Raw genomic sequence first — 17,666 nt, 5'->3', positions numbered from 1 at the left:
GTGCAGGGCGAACCGGCACGATGCCAGGAGAGGACGTGCTTCGTGACCAGTAATCCGCACAGCATGCGGTTCGGCATGTTCGTCCCACAGGGGGGTGATTTCGAGCTCGCGGGCATACCGACGACCGAGCAGTGGAACGTGCTGCGTGATCTTGCCCAGGCAGCCGACGCCGGGCCGTTCGAGTCGATCTGGGTGTTCGACCACTTCATCACCGACCCGCCGTCCGACGAGTCGACGTTCGAGGCATGGTCGATGATGGCGGCGTTCGCCGCCTGCACGTCGCGGGTGCGGCTGGGGCAGCTCTGCACGTGCATGGGCTACCGCAACCCGGCCTACCTGGCCAAGGTGGCGGCCTGCATCGACGTCATGTCCGGCGGCCGGCTGGATGTCGGCATCGGCGCCGGTTGGTACGAGCACGAGTGGCGCAGTTACGGCTACGGCTTCCCCAGCCTCGCCGACCGACTGGACATGCTCGACGAGGGCGCCCAGATCATGCGGCAGATGTGGAAGACCGGCACGGCCACCCTGATGGGGAAGCACTACCAGATCGACGGTGCGATCAGCCGGCCGCTGCCCTTGCAGGAGGGCGGGATCCCGTTGTGGATCGGTGGTGCCGGCGAGAAGAAGACCCTGCGGACCGCGGCAAAGTACGCGCAGTACACGAACTTCGGGGCCTCACTGGACGGGTTCGAGCACAAGTCCCAGGTCCTGGCCGCGCACTGCAAGGATGTGGGCACCGACTTCGACGCGATCGTCCGCTCGGTCCTCCTCAACGTGACCATCGGTGAGACCGAGAAGGAGGTTGCCGACAGGTTGGCCTGGGTGCGCGCCCACTACGAGCCGCTGCTGCCGGCCGCGCAACTGGAGCCGCTTCTTCGTTATTGGACGGAGGGCCTGATCGGCACGCCGGAACAGATCGTGGAACAGCTGACCAAGGCCGGTCAGATCGGCGTCGGGTACGTGATCGGCAGGTTCATCGACGCGGCCTACGACCGGAGGAGCATGGATCTGTTCGCCGACAAGGTGATACCGGAACTGACCCGCTGACTCGTGGGTGGAACGTGGGTGAGGTTATTCAGGCTGACGCCGGGCACGCGCCTGACCTACGGCGATGGCATCGCCTGAGTAACCTCGCCCACCCGAGCACCCACGGCGCACGCGCTTGAATCGGCAGGTCATCGCGGTCAACCGCGAACAGCCCTCAGGATGCCCGTTCAACGGCCTGAGGACGACCGGTCGCGCGCTTCGCGCCGAACGCGCCGGCGTCCGTCGGGCACGGCCGACGTCAGGCGAGGGCTGCTGCCGCCGTAGGCCTGGTCGTCGGCGGCCCTGCCGCCCTGACGCCGTGTGGCACGTGGCCGCGGCCCTCTCGCTGATCGGCATGCTGACAACCGAAGACTTCCGCCACAGCGGCTATCATCCATAGCTGCTGTGGCCTCGCCATCGCAGGTGGATCGTGCGGTCGGACGGGCGAGCTGGGTCTTCGATTGAGTGGGGTGAGGGGGCGGCGCGTGTCGGCTGGCGGGTTTTCGGCGAAGCGGCTGGTCCGGGTACGGGACCTGCTCGAGCGTCTCGTTGGCTCCGGCTTCGTTCCGGGCGTCCTGGTAGCCCTTGCCCGCCACGGTGAGGTGCGTGTCGAAGCCACGGGGACCCTCGCTTTCCAGGGTGCGGGCGCGGGGATCCCGATGGCCGGAGACACCATCGTTCGGATGGGGTCGATGACGAAGCCGATCGTCGCAGCGTGTGCGATGACGCTGGTCGAGGAGTGCACGCTGCGTCTGGACGACCCGGTGGACGACCTGCTGCCGGAGCTGGCGGAAATGAGAGTGCTCACCGATCCCGGTGGGTCGCTGCAGGACACCGTTGCGGCGAAACGCCCCGTAACGCTGCGGGATCTGCTGACCTTCACCCTGGGCACCGGTACGGTCATCGCCAAACCGGGCACGGTTCCGATCGCCGAGGCGCTGGACTCGATCGGCAGGCCAGACCTGGACGGGTGGGTGCGCGGCCTGGGCGCGCTGCCTCTGGTTCACCAGCCGGGTGAGCGCTGGATGTACGACACCGCCGCGGACGCGACAGGTGCGCTCATCGCCCGGGCCACCGGCAAGCCTCTCGGGCAGGCTCTGCGCGAGAGGGTCTGTGATCCGCTCGGGATGAGGGACACCGGTTTCAGTGTGGACACCGCACGTCTCGGCCGGCTCGCGACGGCGTACGCCCGTGACGACGGCCCGGCCGGCGAGGCGGTCGTCGAGGACCCTCCGGACGGACGGTTCAGCGGGCCGGTGGCCTTCGAGGGCGGTGGTGGTGGGCTCGTCTCGACCGCCGACGACTACCTCGCCTTCGCTTCGGCCCTACTCGCCGGCGGCACCCATCACGGCCGGCGGTTTCTCTCCCGGTCGTCGGTGACCCTGATGGCAACCGACCATCTGAGCCCCGCGCAGAAGGTCGTCTCTGGATTCGAGCCGGGATATTTCGACAATTTCGGCTGGGGTTTCGGGATGTCGGTCGTCACCCGGCGCACGCACCTCGGTCCCTCGGTCGGCAGCTACGGATGGCCCGGCTTCTACGGCACCGCCTGGTACAACGACCCCGCCGAGGACATGGCGACGGTCGTCGTCATGCAGCGGGCGCACATGGGTAATCAGAAGCTGCCGCTGTGGAGCGACGTCTGGACCACCATCTATCAGGCGATCGACGACTGAGTCGGTGATCGGCGAGAAGACCTGGAGAGTGGGGCGTGACCGGCTCCCGCGAACCGGGCCCGCAGCTCCCGTCCGCCCCGGCCGGGTCATCCGACCGCCACGGCAGCCCGTTGGCGACCAGCCGACACAGCCGCTCGGCGGGGTGGTGGTTGATCGGTACTTCCCGATCGATCGTGTTAGCGTCTCCCAACCACTTTCGATTATGCGATCAGTTTCGGAGGGCTGATGAAGCCGAGCGAACGCATCGACCGGCGCTACAGCGACGACGAGGGCCGAGTGGTCCCGTGGGCCGACGCCGAGGCGAGGTTGGCAGCGACGGAGCTCGCCTGGGTGGTGACCGTGCGGCCGGACGGCCGTCCGCACGCGACGCCGATGGTGCCGGTGTTCCATGACGGGAAGGTCTACTTCCACACCGGCAGCAAAGAGGTGAAGTACGCCAACATCCAGGCCAATCCGCAGGTGCTCGTGCTCGCCGGCGACACCGCCTGGCAGCAGGGCCTCGACGTGGCCGTCGAGGGGACGGCCGTGCCGGTCACCGACGACGCACTGCTGCGCAAGCTCGCCGAGCTCTACCGCGACCGCTGGGACGGCCGCTGGCAGCTCGACATCAAGGACGGCGCCATAGTCTCCGAGCTGCCCGACAGCGAGGTCGTGGCCTTCGAAGTCACACCCAACAGGGCGTTCAGCCACTCCAAGGGCGACCCGTTCAGCCAGACCAACTATCGCCTCTGATCCGGCGACGTCGACGCGACCGGGCAGAGGCATCGTCCGGCTCCTTCCCACTCCGGCAGCACCGACCTGAGCGCCCAGGACCGCGGCCGCTGTCGGTCAGGCCGATCTGCCGGCGCCCCCGGGCACACCGAGCCACTGGTGGAGTCCCGAGGCACCGGCAGAAGTCTGTGGCCGAGCCCAGCGCCATTCACCCGCACTGCGGGTAACCGCTCCTCGACGAGAGGGTTGCGCTGCTCCGCGATGTCGTCCGCTGCGTAGGGTTCTGCGGGCTCGGCAAACCTGCCCCGGCCGCCACGAGGATCATCTTCCCGAATTCCGCAGACTCGGATTGCTGTTGCGCGCCTTCAACCCTTTCCGGTGACGCCTCAGCTGGCCTGACTCCGACGTTGGCCCCGGTGTCGGGGATCTTCAGCCGACGCCCGGCAATCTCCAAGATGCCGCGTCCACGGCTCGGGCCGCATTGTCGTAGAACGAGCACAATGCTGCTTTGGCCAAGCACGCCAAGGTGGCTGAGATGCGGAAGGAAGATCTGCGCGTGACCGTTGACATCGCCAACACCCAGAGGCCATACGATCGGGCACTGGCGGCAGAGTTTCCCATTCTCCCACCCACACCCTACGAATCCACGATTGTCGGGGTGGGCACGGCCTCGTCCGCCTCGTCCTTCTCCCAGCAGGACCTGTTGGACACCTTCGCGATCTCCGACCCGAAGATCCGCTCCGTCTTCCTCAACAGCGCGATCCGTCGGCGGTTCCTCGAGCTACCGCTCCCGGCACCTGACGGCACTCGTTCTTTGGAGACACAGGCGGACCTCCTCGATCGGCACAAGAGGCTGGCCGTGGACATGGGGATGCGCGCCCTGCAGGCGTGCCTGGACGACGCTGGTGCGACGATCTCCGACATTCGCCACCTGTGCTGCGTGACATCCACCGGATTTCTCACGCCGGGTCTCAGTGCCCTCCTCATCCGTGAGCTGGGCATCGACCGGCACTGCAGCCGGACCGACATCGTGGGGATGGGATGCAACGCGGGGCTCAATGCCCTGAACGTGGTGTCGAGCTGGTCCGTGGCCAACCCGGGCGAACTGGCCGTGGTCTTGTGCACCGAGGCTTGTTCGGCTGCCTATGTCCTGGACTCGACCATGCGCACCGCGGTCGTGAACAGTCTGTTCGGCGACGGCGCCGCCGCGTTGGCCGTGGTCGGCCGCCCCGCCGGCGACTCCCTGGGCACCCCTGGTCGTCCGCGCATCCTCAAGTTCGCCAGTTGCATCATCCCCGACGCCGTCGACGCCATGCGCTACGACTGGGACAGCGTCCAGAATCGGTTCAGCTTCTTCCTCGATCCACAGATCCCGTATGTCGTCGGCGCGCACGCGGAAATCGTCGCGGATCGTCTGCTGGCGAACACCGGCCTGCTTCGCAGCGATATCGCGCACTGGCTCGTGCACGCCGGCGGCAAGAAGGTCATCGACGCGGTGACGGTCAATCTGGGACTGAACCGTCACGAGGTCCGGCACACCACCGGTGTCCTCCGTGACTACGGCAACGTGTCAAGCGGCTCGTTCATTTTCTCGTACGAACGTCTCCAGCAGGAGCTAGTAACCGCCCCGGGCGATTATGGAGTACTGATGACCATGGGTCCTGGTTCCACGATCGAGACGGCGCTGATCCAGTGGTGAGCGCCGAGACCGTCCGGAGAGGCCGAGGCGAGCATTACGCCGCTGACGGCGCGCGAGGTGACGTCGCGCTTTGCATCGACGGCTCGAAACCCCTGACAATGGAGGCCGTCGCCGCGGTGGAGGCCGCCTGCGCGGCGGCCGAGTCGGACGAGCCCACCACGATGCTTCCGGTCCAGGTCACCGGTACGCCCGGCAAGGACTGGACCCACGGCTTGGACGTGTTGCTGGTCAGCAAGTGGGAGCGGGCACTGCGCCGGCTCGAGCGTCTCAACGTCACCACCGTCGCGGTGGCCTCCGGCGACTGCGGGGGCCTCGCCCTGGACGTCCTGCTGGCGACGGACTATCGCATCGCCACACCCGACGTCCGGCTGTCGTTGCTCGTCGACGGTGAGGCCACCTGGCCGGGCATGGCGGTCTTCCGACTCGCACAGCAGTCCGGCGGTTCCCGGCTGCGCCGGGCGATCCTGTTCGGTGCTCACCTGGATGCCCACGAGAGCGTCGACCTAGGCCTCGTCGACGAGTTGACCGACGACCCGGCCACGGCCCTGACCGCCGCGGCCGAGATGGTGACCGGTCTCTCCGGCAAAGAAATGGCCATCCGCCGACAACTGATGTTCGATGCCACGACCACCAGTTTCGAGGATGCCCTCGGTCGCCACCTCGCGGCCTGCGACAGAGCCCTGCGGCGGTCGGCCGACACCGGAACGCCCTAGCGGATCCCCACCCCGCGTTCGCCCCGGGAATCCGGGTGATCGGGGCCGTGGCTCGCCGGCAGCCACGGCCCACAGCTCCCCCACCATTGCGCCACCGAGGTGGGGATCCCCGCGAGAGCGAGTACCGCGAGCGGTCACCGCTCCCGTACTGCGTAGCCGTCTCACAGTCACCCGATCCGGTGCCGCTGAACCATCCAGTTCGCAGGTGGCCGGGTGCCGGCCTGCTCGACGTGCGCACCCGCGGCCTGCCTCAGCAACGCGACGGACGCCGGGATCCCGCTCGACATCGCCGCGACCCGGACCCGCGCCAGGACCACCGGTCGACGTGTCGGTAGGCCGTCAGCAGGTGAAGCCGCATCTCCGGCACGACCGCGTCCCGCATCAGCCTTCCGGCAACGGGGTTGCCCCGCCGTAGCGAAGGCCGCCCCGACCATCGGGAGACCAGCGAGTCGGCCGGCGCCACCACCAGGCGGTACGAGCCACGGCCAGCGGGCGTCGAGTCGGACGCGGCAGGGCGTGCTGACGGATCCGCTGAACGGCAGGCCGGGACGGCCCCAGCTGAACGGCAGTTCGCCGGCGGTGTCCACGACGGGCGGAATCGCCTTGGATCCCGAGCACGGTGGCCGCAGGGCTGGCCAACCGACCCCAGTCCGACCGGCCCGGTGACAGCCACCCGATCACGCGACGGGCGACCGGCGCTCTGGTGAGCACCGGTCGCCCGTCGGTCGGTCAATGAGCTCAGTCGCGCGGACAGTTCTGGTAGACCGCCAACTGCCACCGGCCGTCGCGCTTGACCAGGATCCAGGACGCCCGGATCGCGTCCCGGTCCGCCAGTTCGGTCTCCCCCGGCGCGATGACGCCGCCCGTGGTCAGCAGCGCCACGGCACCTGCCGCGAGCGGCTTGAGGCCTATGGGCGTGCCGGTGACGCGCGTGCCCTGGTAGGGCCCGGCGTACTGGCTCGCCATGAACTCCCGGATCTCGTCGCGGCTCTTCTTGTACACCCCGGGAAGGATCAGCGTTCCGTCCTCGGTGAACAGGTCGGCGAAAGCGTCGGCGTCGTGTGCGGCCCAGGCCGCGACCATCCGCGCGGGTACGGCGGCGATCTCGGCCTGGTCGGCGTTGGGATCGGTCGGTGCGGCTGCCGGGGAGGAGTTCGTCGACATGGTTGTCTCGCTTTCGTGGTGCCGGATAGGACGCTGTGCCTTCACTGTCGGTTGGTGCGGACGCCCGCCGGGTGCCTTGGCTCAGGGCTGAGGCGTGGCGCAGTCAGCGCGAGAGGGAGCGGGCGAACGTGCGGATGTCGTCGACGAGAAGCTGTGGCTGCTCCAGCGCCGCGAAATGCCCACCGCGGTCGAACTCCGACCAGTGGGTGAGGGTCGGCATGATCTGTTCGGCGAATCGGCGTACCGGCCGCACCGCGTCCCTTGGGAAGGACGCGACCCCCACCGGCATCGCCAGCGGCCACGGCCCGGCCCAGGTCCGGACGAAGTCGGCATCCAGGTGGCTGGACTCGTAGTACAGCTGGGCGCTGGACCCGGCCGTCGCCGTCAGCCAATAGATCGAAACCGCGGTGAGGATGTGGTCGCGGCTCACCGCGTCCTCGGGCACCTTCGCCGAGTCGGTCCATTCCTTGTACTTCTCGGCGATCCAGGCGAGCTGCCCCACCGGTGAGTCGGTCAGTGCGTAGGACAGCGTCTGCGGACGGGTGGACTGGATCCGCTGCCACCCCGTTCCGTCCTGCATGAACCGGCCGGTGAACTCCAGCCGGGCCAGGTCGGCCTGGTCCAGACCGGCCATCGCCGCCGGATCGGGCGGCGGGAACGCCACGCACATGTTGAGGTGGATGCCCGCGACGTGCTCGGGGTCGGCCAGGCCGAGCCGCAGCGAGATCGGCGTTCCCCAGTCGCCGCCCTGAACCGCGTACCGGTCGTAGCCCAGGCGGCCCATCAGTTCCTTCCAGGCCCTGGCAACCCGGCCGGTGTCCCAGCCGACCTGACCGGTCGGGCCGGAGAACGCGTACCCAGGAATCGACGGGATGACCAGGTGGAACGCGTCGGCCGCGTCACCGCCGTGCTTGACGGGATTGGTCATCGGCTCGATGACCTCCAGGAACTCCGCCACGGTGCCCGGCCAGCCGTGCGTCATGATGAGCGGCAGCGCGTCGGGTTCGGGCGACCTGATGTGCATGAAGTGCACGTTCGTGCCGTCGATCTCGGTGATGAACTGCGGGAACTCGTTCAGGCGTGCCTCGGCTGCCCGCCAGTCGTAACCGCTCTGCCAGTAGTCGGCCAGTTCCTTGAGGTACCCCAGCGGTACTCCTCGGTCCCACCCGACCCCGGGCATCTCGTCCGGCCAGCGGGTGTTGGCGATCCGCTGCTTCAGGTCGTCGAGCTGGGACTGCGGAATCTCGATACGGAATGAACGCATGCTGCACCTCCAGAATTAGTCACGGACCACTGCGAGCGGCGCAGGAGCCGGCGTCCGACGACCGGACTGCCGCAACGTCCGAAGAACCCTGCCGGGACGGAGGAGAGCCGTCGGCTCGTCGACGAGGCCAGCGACCCTCATGAAGGCGTTGGTCAGGCTGTCGTCGTGCACCGCTGCCCGCTGGAGCCGAGCGACGTAGCCGTTGATCATGCGGACCTTCGCCGTCCGGCGGCCCTCGACGCCCCGGTAGCCGAGGTCCGCGGTCGCCGCGAAATCCCAGGGTGAGTCGATCTCGCGGGAGATCGCCTGGAAGAAGTCACGCGCCGGTGGCACGTGAGCCTTCCGGAGCTGATCGGCCAGGACCTGTGACTCGATGGCGGCGACAGCCATGCCCTGTGCGTACACCGGGTTGAAGCTGCACACCGCGTCCCCCATGACCAGCAGGCCTTCCGGGAACCGGGTCAGCCGCTCGTAGCGACGGCGGACGCTCGCCGGGAAGCGGAACATCACCGGGTCGTCGATCGGCTCAGCCTCGCGGATCGACTCGTAGATCTCCGGGACGGGCAGGGACCGGACGAACTCGAGGAAGCCGTCCGGGTCGGTGGGCGGGTGGTCGCCGAGTACGCCGGTGAGGGACAGCTCGACGCGGCCGTCGTCCCCGGGGAGCCGATAGTAGAAGGCACCGCGCGGATGCGAGGGCGTCGCCGCCGCGATGATGGCGATGTCGCTGCCGAACGGATCGCGAGGTACCCGGTAGTGCCGCGTGGTGTAGGCCAGATCGACCTTCACCCGGTCTTCGGACGGCCGGGAGTAGCCGAGCTCCTCCAGCCAGGCCGGTGTCCGTGAACCCCGGCCGGTGGTGTCGATGACCAGGTCGGCATTCAGTACCTCGGGGCCTGCACTCCCGTCGCGGGTCTGGATGCGCACCCCGGTGACCCGACCGGCGTCGGGGGTCGTCTCCAGTCCGACGATGTCGTACTGCTCGATGAACCGAACATTGGGGACCTTCTCCACCCTGCCGCGCACGAACCGCTCGATGACGGGCCGAGTGCACGGCACCGAGAGCAGGCCCGTCTGCGCCGGGCGAAGTTGCATGCCGTTGAAATACCAGCGAATGTCGCCGCTGAAGTCACCCGGTCGGACACCGGCGGTTTCCAGTTCCTGCATGAGGCCGGGGAACCGCTCTTCGAAAATCTGCTGGCCGCGGCCGACCAGACCGTGAGCGTGGCGGCCGTGCGGCACGCCGCGCCGAGGGCCTTCCACCCCGGCCAGTTCGTCGCGATCCACCACGAGTACTTCCGCGTAGACGTCGGCGAGTACATCGGCGGCGAGGAGGCCAGCCAGGCTCCCGCCAAGTACCACCGCCCGGTTACCGAGCTGATCAGGCATCGAGATCTCTTCCTCCCCTGTGGGCCCAGAAGCGTGCGCCCTCGCGTACCGGCAGCCGCTGCGTCGGGCCGGCGAAGGTTTCTCCTTCGCCTCATGGCCGCGGCAGAGCCAGAGTCAGAATCGAGGATGACGATGGGCCGGGCACCTTCCGCTGTGCTACGGAACCGGGGCCGGACACCGCCCCGCGAGGGCTCCTGATTGAGCACCGCCGGACAAGGATCCGGACGCTGGTCGGCGAAGGATGGTCGTCGACGACGGCCAGTCGGGTCGATCATGAGCCGACGATGACCTGGCGGTACCGCTCCCGGGTGGTGGTCAGCCCTCGGGCGGCAGGGCCGCCGGCCGCATCGGCGGCGCGAGTGCTTGAGGGAGCGGCATGACGCATTCGGGCGACGAGCGGATTCTCCGGCGGTTGAGCGGTGGCGACACCGATCCGATCCTGGTAGCCGACTTCCAGGCGATGTCCATGTCCCCGCGCATGAGCGAGATGCTCAGCAAACGGATTCCGGACCGCGCGGTCTTTCAGATCGATCCCATCGGCGTGCTGTCCGAGGACCGCAGGTACGTTCCGTTGCCGGAGCTGGCCGCGGCCTGCGTGGACGAATTCCTCGGCTCTGGCGCGGACCACGGCCACGTACACGTCATCGGGCACTGCAGTGCCTCGCCGCTGGCCCTGCGTGTCGCGGGCCTGCTGGCATCCACCCGCTCGGTCACCGCCGTCCTGGTGAACCCGATGTGGCCGGTCGGCGAGGATGTGACGCTGAAATTCACCGAGTTTCTCAGCAAGTTCGGCCCCGCCACCCACACTCCCCCGGAGCTGACCGCGGACCCTGACCTCGACATGTCGAGGATGGAGCAGATCCTTCTCGACAAGGTGAGTGCTCTGGCGGCCAGCACGGGGCTCAGCGGCTCGGCGGGGGCTTTCTCGGACCTGATCGTGTGGTACCGCGCGTGGCTGGCCTTCCTGCTGGCCGGTCGCAACGACAGCCAGATCGGGCTCGCCGCCGGACGACCGACGGTGACGGTGCTGTCCGACTCCCCCTCGACCGTCGCCGTGCCGGGCCGGGACGCGGATGCCTATCTGGTGCGGGAGATGCCGGCGCAACCGGTCGGCACGGTCACGCCCGAGCTGGCCGAGATCGTCGCCGCGACCATCGTGCCGGATCTCCGGAGGGCGTGAACGACCCCGGACGATCGACCGGCCATGAGCAGAGCCGGGGCGAGCGCGGAAAATCGCCGGCGGATCCCTAACGAGACCAGGGGCACCTCTCGCGCCTGTGCCGTGACGCCGGCGCGGCGACGGCAGGGCCGGCCGGACCGATTCGGCCCAGCCGGCCCTGCTCAGATCCGTGCCCTGGCCGAGGCTGTGGGTAGCACCGGCCAGGGCGTGCCCGGATCACTTCACCGCATCGACAGCCTGCAGGTCGAGGGCTTCCTTTACCTGCGGCCTGGTGCGCTCACCCCAGCGCGTCACGGCCGGCATCAGCAGGCTCGGCAGGAGGAAGAACACGCCGAGTCCGATCAGCCCGGGCACGCCGAGGCTCAGGACCACCCCGAGGAGCAGCGCCGGAGCCGCCGCGTTACCGGTGCCGGCGAAGATCCCGCTGAAACCGTCGTACTGTGCCTGAGCGTGAGCCGGCGGCAGGTTCAGGGCGATGGAGAAGATGCCGGCCGTGTGCATGATCTCGCCGTACGTGTGCAGTGCGACGGCCCCCACCACCACGACCAGCGCAGCCCAGCCGGGCAGCCCGGCCGCGAAGGCCAGCACGCAACAGCTGAGGAGGAAGGCCAACCCGGCACGCCGCCACGCGAGCCCGCCCTGCCGAATCGTCTGCACCTGACCGCCGAGGCGGACCTGGAGCAAAATGATCATGACGGTGTTGATCGCCAGGGACACCGGAATTGTCCAACGCGGAGCGTTCGTCTTGTCGACGACCCACAGCGGGAGCAGCAGCGTGAGAACGTAGAACTGCGGGTGGATCGCCGCTTTCAGAAGCGCGAACGTGACGTACGGCTTGTCCCGTATCGCGATCCAGCGTGGGCCGGTGGCCGGCTTCGGGAGTGGCTTGTACCGCGGCAGTTTGCTCAGAACCACCCAGGTGACCAGGAAGCTGAGCAGGTTGATGACGATGAGCGTGCGATACGCGGTCGGGGTGCCGAGCTGAATCGCGATGCCGGAGGGTATCAAGCCGACCGACAGGCCCAGGTTCGTGACCGCGTAGATCGAGGATCGGAACGCGGGCGCGTCCTCGCCGGCCACCCGTCGCAACAGCGCTCCCTCGACGGTCCCGAGCGCGTTCGACGCCACCAGGTGCACCGAGGCGGCGACGAGGAAGCTGATGAAGTCACCGATGAAGAGGATGCCCAGCATCGCTGCAGCCTCCACCAGCAGCAGTGCCCTGATCACCTGGACCGGGCCGCGCCTGTCGGCCAGTTCACCGAGCGGGAGAGCCATCGCCAGTGCGACCGTGGCCGCGATGGTGAGACCCAGCCCGACCCGCGCGGCGGACAGGTCCACGACGCGGGTGAAATACAACGGCAGGCTTCCAATCAGCAGCCCACTTCCGAATGTGTTGATGAGCGTGGCCAGCACGTAGAGGCGCTTGGGGCCCGGCTCACTGGGGAATAAGGAGCTGACAACGCGAACTGGGTTCCATCGCGGCATGCTCCGCCTCCGATCTCTGTGTCGGTCGCTGGCAGCACGATCTCGGATCCGGCCTCCCGGTGACATCTTCGGGATTGCCTGGCCGTACGAGGGCGTGGGCACGCGACCCGCAGACGAACGCGGAACGGCTGGCCGGGCGCCCGCGACGGCCGGTGAAGTCGTTCCGCCGCGGCGTGGGACCCGTCCGTGGCCGACGCGCTCGGCCGGCGCCGATTACGTCTGGCCGCCCAGGGCGGTCAACTCGAGCAGACTGTCGGCCTGGCTGAGCTCTTCGACGCCGCGATCGTAGGTGGAGTAGGTGTGGAAGACGCTGCCGTTGTCCTGGATGAAGCAACTCAGGCCGACGATCTCGACCGGAATCTCGCTCACGACCAGTTCGATCGGCGAACCGGCCGCCAGGATCTCCTCCTTGGACTCGAAGTTGTACATCACCGGGGCGACCCGCTCGTCCAAGGTGACGTGGAAGTCGTAGTTGAAATCACTACCAAATGACGAATACCAGGGGAAATGCCACCGCTGCCAGCCCCTGCTGGCCTTCAGCTTTGCCAGTGACGCGCGGGACACAGCGACGAACGCCGTGTCCCGCGCCCGCATCGCCGCGAGCAGCCCCGGGTGGAGCCTTCCCGAGAATGCCGAACAGCTCGGGCAGGCCTCGTCCCAGGCGGGATCGAACATGAAGTGGAAGACGATCAGCTGGCGACAGCCCTCGAACAGCTCCGGCAGGGTGGCCCGCCCGCGTTCGCCCTCGAAGACGTAGTCCTTCTCGATCCGTACCATCGGCAGGCGACGGCGAGCGGCGGCCACCGCGGCATGCCGCCGGGAGAGCTGCTCCTCCCTGGCAAGGAGCTCTCTACGGGCCGTCAGCCATTGATCGCGGGAGACCACCTGCGGCAACACCATGAGCATCTCCTCTTCGGTTGATGGGCCATCAGAGGCGCCGAACCTCGACTGCTGCCCACATCGTCGCCCCGGCGCCGCTCTGCCGTTGCCCGTCAGAGCCCGCGGGAGAGGCGTGCGATCGTCTGGTCCGGCGTCACGGTGCCGTGTGCCTGAGGGGGTCGGGTCCGATCCGGGCGCGCCGCTTGGGCAGAAGTCAGCCGGTGTGCAGGGCCTTACAGCATGCCGGATTCCGGGCCCGCGAGTCCACAGTAGACCTGCGGGCTGGTCTGTTCCGGACATCGACGCCGGGCTCTAGTCGGCCTCGACCACGGGCCCATCCGAGCCCCACCGGCTCTCGAGTCCCCCGGGGCAGAGTTCTAACGGATCGTGTTGCTGCGAACACGGAGGCCCACATGAACAGTGCTATCACATCCGCCATAGCGCGCATCTGGGAGGGCTACAGTGAGCCCTTGTCGCTCGACGAGATCGCGAAGAGCGCAATCCTCAGCCGGTTTCATTTCTCCAGGGTGTTCCGGGCCGCTACCCGCGTCTCCCCCGGGAGGTACCTCTCGGCGGTCCGCATCTACCAGGCAAAACGCCTGCTGGCCACCACCAAGCTGAGCGTCACGGACATCTCCCTGGCCGTCGGCTTCAACAGCCTGGGCTCGTTCACGAACCACTTCACCGACAGCGTCGGCGCGTCACCGAGCCGATTCCGACGGATGTGGACCGAGGGCATGCGCGGGACGCCCCAGCCGGAGAAGCGCTCACTGCCCGAATCGGGCACGGTGACCGGCACCGTCACCCTGCCGATCGGGTACGCCAGGGCCAGGGTCTACATCGGCGCCTTCGACACCCCGATCATCCAGCGTCGACCGGCGTCTTGGACCGTCGTCGAGGCGGAAGCCGGCACCAAGGCACGCTACTGCCTGCCCGATGTGCCCCCCGGGCAGTGGTTCATCAGAGCTGTGGCAACGGCGGACAGCGTCGACCCGGAACCCTGGACCCGGCGGTCACTGCTCCTGGGCGACGTCGACCCGGTCACCGTGACGGACCGGTCCACGAGCATGGTCGGTGTCGCGCTGCGGCCGAAGCAGATGACGGACCTACCCATCCTCTACGCGATCCCCGACCTGGAAGCCCACAACCTGGGCCGTTCCGCGCGGTCGGAGTCGAGCCGCACCCCAGAGCTGGCGTCCCGAGGCAGGTGACGCGACGCGGGCCCGGACCCGTCGCCACGCCGGAGGCCTCAGCGCCTGCGGCGGCCGCCACCCGCCGACCTGGCGGCTCGAACCACCACGTCGAGCCCGTCGCCGCCGGGCAGACCCAGGTCGACGAGGACCACGGTGCTGCGGACACACAGCGAGGTCCGCCCCCGCGAGCCCTCTTTAGGCGCTCGCGGGGGCGGACCTCGGCGTGGCTACCGCTTGGCGAACTGGCCAGGTCGGCGACCGGCCCCGGCCGGCCCGCGGTAGGCCTGCGCGATGTCGAGCCAGCGGTCGGCTTCCTCGCCCTGCGCAATCAGGGACAGGTCGTCGCGGTGTCGACGGCGGCTGACCAACAGGGCGAAGTCGACGGCTGGCCCGGTCACCCGTTGGGTCGCGTCGGCCGGCCCGAACTCCCAGACCACGCCCGAGGGGCCGGTCACCTCGACCCGGAACTCCTCGGTCGGCGGCGTCAACCCGTGCGCGTGGTACCCGAAATCGCGGGTACGGAAGCCGAACCAGGCCAGGTGGCCGATCCGGTCGGTCAACTCGCGGGTCTGCCCGAGCGCGTCGGCGATGTCCTGGCCGTGGCCGAACAGCTCCATCATGCCGGCCGCGGCCAACACCGACGGCGGCAACGGCGTGACCAGCCAGGGCACGGTGGCCGTGGGCTCGACGGCGGCCAACGCCTTGGCGGCGGCGTTGCGTTCCTGCCGCCACTTGTCCACCAACGAGTCCGTGGACAGCGCCAGGTACGCGGTCAGCGCGTTGTTCACCGCCGCCTGGAAGTCGCGCTTGGCGTCCGCCACGTGGTCGGCGAAGGCCTCCGGCTGGCTGGCCGACAGGGCGGCCAGGTGGGACACGAAGGCCAGGTGGGCGATCTGGTGCTTGACGGTCCAGCCCGGCGCCGGGGTGTCCAAGGACCACTGCGCCGGACTCAACCCGGTCACCAGCGTCTCGATGTCGTCTCCGTCAGCAATCAGATCATCGTAGGTATTCATCTGATCCGACACATTTCCTCCTTGATTCGCCTATACCGAGGGGACTGTCACGGGCTGGCCGTCCCGGCCGGTCACCGTGACCGGTGCCTTACGACTGACCCGGGCCGTCGCCGGCAGTGACCCGAGGTAGCGCACGTCGACGCCGCGGGCCTGGGCGGCCCGGACGATGTTCGGCACGGCGCGCTCGGCGATCGCGGCGATGGTGAACGCGGGGTTGACCGTCAACGCACCGGGCACGGCCGAGCCGTCGGTCACGAAGATTCCGGGGTGGTCGCGCAGCTCGTTCGTGTCGTCCAGAGCCGAGGTCTCCGGGTCGTCACCCATCCGGCACGACGCCAGCGGATGCACGGTGTACGCCCCGATGACCTCGTTGGTCCAGGGCATGACCCGGGCCAGGCCGTCGCGCTCAAGGATGTCGCGGATGTCCGCGTCGGCCAGAGCCCACCCGTGCCGGGTGTTGGCGCTGGGTTCGTACCGCAGATTTCCCCGGCTGAGCATCTGCATGGAGATGCGTTCGGCGTTGCCGGTCTCCGGAGGAGGACCGAAGACTCCTTCGTTGTCGTCCTCCGACATGATGAAGATGGTCAGCCATGACTGCCAACGCCGCAGGATCTCCTTCTTGTCGACCCCGAACCAGCTCGGCCCCTCGGCGTCGGGCGCCTGCGCGAGAATCGTGCCGAACCCCGGTGGGAAGTACAGCTGTTCCAGGGAGTAGCGACTGAACTCCGGCAACGCGCCGTCGAGGCGGTCCCAGCTGGCGGCGGACGGGCCTCGACCGATCTGGTTGGCCGCGTAGGCCAGGCCGTCGCCCCGATCCAGGCCGAGGACGTCGCGAACCCGGTCTTCGTTGAGGATGGCCGTGTTGAGCCGCTCACCATTGCCGGAAAAGTAGCGCCCGACCGCGGGTGGCATCGGCCCGAGATTCTCCTCGGACCGTTGCAGGATGACCGGCGTCGCGGCCGCGCCGGCTGCGACCACCACGATCTTCGCCTCGATGACTCCGGCGTCGACCTGTACGCGGTAGTCGACCGGATCGACCACCGTGTAGTGGACCAGGAAGTCGCCCTCGGGCGACCGCTCGATGCGTTGCACCTCGTGCAGAGGTCGGATCTGGGCACCGTGGTCGACCGCCGCCGGCAGATAGTTGAGCAGAAGCGACCGCTTCGCGTCGAACTTGCAGCCCGACATCATCCAGTTGCAGTTGGTGCACAGGTCCGTGTCGATCGCCGCCGCGACCGGGTTGGCCGTGAGGCCGGCATGGTCGCAGGCTGCGGCGAACACACCGCCGGCGTACGTGACGTCGTCCCAGGTGCTCTGGGTGATGGGCAGGGCCTGGGCGACCCGGTCGTACCAGGGCTCCAGTGATTCCCGGGTGATGGACTTCGGCCACATCCGGTGGCCGAGGCTGCCCTCGCGCTCGAAGACGAACTGCGGGGCGCGGGGCATGGCCGCGAAGTAGACGACGCTGCCGCCGCCGACGCAGTTGCCGCCCAGCACGTTCATCCCCTCGCCCATGGTGAACTCGAACACCCGGGTCGACGACGAACCGAACTTGAAGTCGTGGTCGAACTCGTCGGCGGTCAGCCACGGGCCTCGTTCGAGAACGACGACCGAGGCGCCGCCGGCCGCCAGGTGGTACGCGGGAATCGCACCGCCGAAGCCGCTGCCGATGACCAGGACATCGGTTCGATCGTGGGCTGTCACTGCGGATCTCCTCTCGGGGTCGTCCGCGGATGGATCGCGGCGAGGGCACGGCCATAGGAAAACCTCGGGAAGCGCCAGACGCCGTCCGGCTCGGGCGGCATGAAACCCATCGAGGTCAACCCTGGATGGCCCGACGCCAGGGCGTCGGACGTACTCATGTGGGCCCCGGTGTCCCAGGCCATGGCGCTGAACATGGCCAACGCGACCCACAGCTCCTGCTCCGGGTGGCCCGGCGCCAGCAGCTCCTGAGCGAGGCCGACCCGGTCGGCGAATGCCAGCGCCACGAAGGGCGGCACCGTGGGGTCCGGGTCGAGGCCGATCCGGGCGGTGTAGTGGCGCGCGTGCTCGTTGAGCCCTTCGGCCAGGCTGTCCAGCGTGCCGGCCAGGCCGCCCTCCGGGGTGAGCATCAGCTCCACGGCGCCGGAGGCGACCGCGCCTCCCCCGCTCACCTCGCCGGCGACGGCCCGATCGGTCGGACCACGCTTTTCGCCGGGAATGATGGTGTCGGCGTACGCCTCCAGGGTCATCACCTGGTCGGCCGTCAGGCCATCGTTTGTGTCCACATACCTT

The 17,666-nt window shown here is 68.6% G+C and carries 15 protein-coding genes; 7 read left to right on the top strand and 8 right to left on the bottom strand.

Translation table 11 applies throughout. The annotated features are described in order from the left end of the window. Window positions 1–42 precede the first annotated feature (42 nt). From OG811_RS23145 to dpgB, 5 genes are all read left to right on the top strand, one after another. Window positions 43–1,047, top strand: a complete 1,005-nt coding sequence (locus tag OG811_RS23145) for an LLM class F420-dependent oxidoreductase (RefSeq protein WP_406068617.1) — start codon at window positions 43–45, stop codon at window positions 1,045–1,047. A gap of 449 nt (window positions 1,048–1,496) precedes the next feature. Next, on the top strand, window positions 1,497–2,702 hold the full coding sequence (locus tag OG811_RS23140; protein ID WP_406068616.1) for a serine hydrolase domain-containing protein: 1,206 nt from the start codon (window positions 1,497–1,499) through the stop codon (window positions 2,700–2,702). Window positions 2,703–2,927: 225 nt separating this feature from the next. Continuing rightward, entirely contained in the window at window positions 2,928–3,434 is a 507-nt protein-coding gene (locus OG811_RS23135) for a pyridoxamine 5'-phosphate oxidase family protein (RefSeq protein WP_406068614.1), read from the top strand. A gap of 487 nt (window positions 3,435–3,921) precedes the next feature. Then, a complete protein-coding gene (dpgA, locus tag OG811_RS23130) occupies window positions 3,922–5,112 on the top strand; it encodes a 3,5-dihydroxyphenylacetyl-CoA synthase DpgA (RefSeq protein WP_406068613.1) in 1,191 nt (396 codons plus the stop codon). Next, the gene (gene dpgB / locus OG811_RS23125) at window positions 5,106–5,825 is read left to right on the top strand and encodes an enoyl-CoA-hydratase DpgB (protein WP_406068612.1); all 720 of its coding nucleotides are present in this window, start codon (window positions 5,106–5,108) and stop codon (window positions 5,823–5,825) included. The genes dpgA and dpgB overlap by 7 nt, the downstream gene beginning before the upstream one ends. A 738-nt stretch (window positions 5,826–6,563) precedes the next feature. Here the strand turns inward: dpgB and OG811_RS23120 are convergent. The 3 genes from OG811_RS23120 to OG811_RS23110 form a co-directional block, all read right to left on the bottom strand. Then, window positions 6,564–6,989 (bottom strand): SgcJ/EcaC family oxidoreductase, encoded by a 426-nt coding sequence (locus OG811_RS23120; RefSeq protein ID WP_406068610.1) that lies wholly within the window; start codon window positions 6,987–6,989, stop codon window positions 6,564–6,566. Between the two features lie 103 nt (window positions 6,990–7,092). Next, window positions 7,093–8,253 carry an epoxide hydrolase family protein gene (locus tag OG811_RS23115; RefSeq protein WP_406068609.1) on the bottom strand — a complete coding sequence of 387 codons (1,161 nt, stop codon included), beginning with the start codon at window positions 8,251–8,253 and terminating at the stop codon, window positions 7,093–7,095. Between the two features lie 15 nt (window positions 8,254–8,268). Further along, window positions 8,269–9,642 (bottom strand): FAD-dependent oxidoreductase, encoded by a 1,374-nt coding sequence (locus OG811_RS23110; RefSeq protein WP_406068607.1) that lies wholly within the window; start codon window positions 9,640–9,642, stop codon window positions 8,269–8,271. 376 nt (window positions 9,643–10,018) lie between these two features. Between OG811_RS23110 and OG811_RS23105 the strand changes: the two genes are divergently transcribed. After that, the gene (locus OG811_RS23105; protein WP_406068605.1) at window positions 10,019–10,822 is read left to right on the top strand and encodes a hypothetical protein; all 804 of its coding nucleotides are present in this window, start codon (window positions 10,019–10,021) and stop codon (window positions 10,820–10,822) included. A gap of 216 nt (window positions 10,823–11,038) precedes the next feature. Here OG811_RS23105 and OG811_RS23100 read toward each other — a convergent pair whose 3' ends face one another. Together OG811_RS23100 and OG811_RS23095 are read right to left on the bottom strand one after the other, a co-directional pair. Then, a complete protein-coding gene (locus tag OG811_RS23100) occupies window positions 11,039–12,307 on the bottom strand; it encodes an MFS transporter (protein WP_406068603.1) in 1,269 nt (422 codons plus the stop codon). 213 nt (window positions 12,308–12,520) lie between these two features. Beyond that, window positions 12,521–13,207 (bottom strand): DUF899 family protein, encoded by a 687-nt coding sequence (locus OG811_RS23095; RefSeq protein ID WP_406068601.1) that lies wholly within the window; start codon window positions 13,205–13,207, stop codon window positions 12,521–12,523. 449 nt (window positions 13,208–13,656) lie between these two features. Here OG811_RS23095 and OG811_RS23090 point away from each other — a divergent pair, with 449 nt between their 5' ends. Continuing rightward, window positions 13,657–14,397, top strand: a complete 741-nt coding sequence (locus OG811_RS23090) for a helix-turn-helix domain-containing protein (RefSeq protein ID WP_406068599.1) — start codon at window positions 13,657–13,659, stop codon at window positions 14,395–14,397. 209 nt (window positions 14,398–14,606) lie between these two features. Here the strand turns inward: OG811_RS23090 and OG811_RS23085 are convergent, their stop codons facing one another. From OG811_RS23085 to OG811_RS23075, 3 genes are read right to left on the bottom strand one after another with little or no spacing between them, the layout of a single operon-like run. Continuing rightward, window positions 14,607–15,404 (bottom strand): TIGR03084 family metal-binding protein, encoded by a 798-nt coding sequence (locus OG811_RS23085; RefSeq protein ID WP_406068597.1) that lies wholly within the window; start codon window positions 15,402–15,404, stop codon window positions 14,607–14,609. A gap of 18 nt (window positions 15,405–15,422) precedes the next feature. Beyond that, entirely contained in the window at window positions 15,423–17,096 is a 1,674-nt protein-coding gene (locus OG811_RS23080) for a GMC family oxidoreductase N-terminal domain-containing protein (RefSeq protein ID WP_406068595.1), read from the bottom strand. Next, complete coding sequence (locus OG811_RS23075; RefSeq protein WP_406075876.1) at window positions 17,093–17,623, bottom strand: DUF5987 family protein; 531 nt, start codon at window positions 17,621–17,623, stop codon at window positions 17,093–17,095. Before OG811_RS23075 ends, OG811_RS23080 begins: the two co-directional genes overlap by 4 nt. Window positions 17,624–17,666: the final 43 nt, after the last annotated feature.

Origin of the sequence: Micromonospora sp. NBC_01638 (genome assembly GCF_045209745.1) — a bacterium.
Lineage (GTDB): Bacteria > Actinomycetota > Actinomycetes > Mycobacteriales > Micromonosporaceae > Micromonospora.
This window is presented reverse-complemented; position numbering and strand designations above follow the sequence as displayed.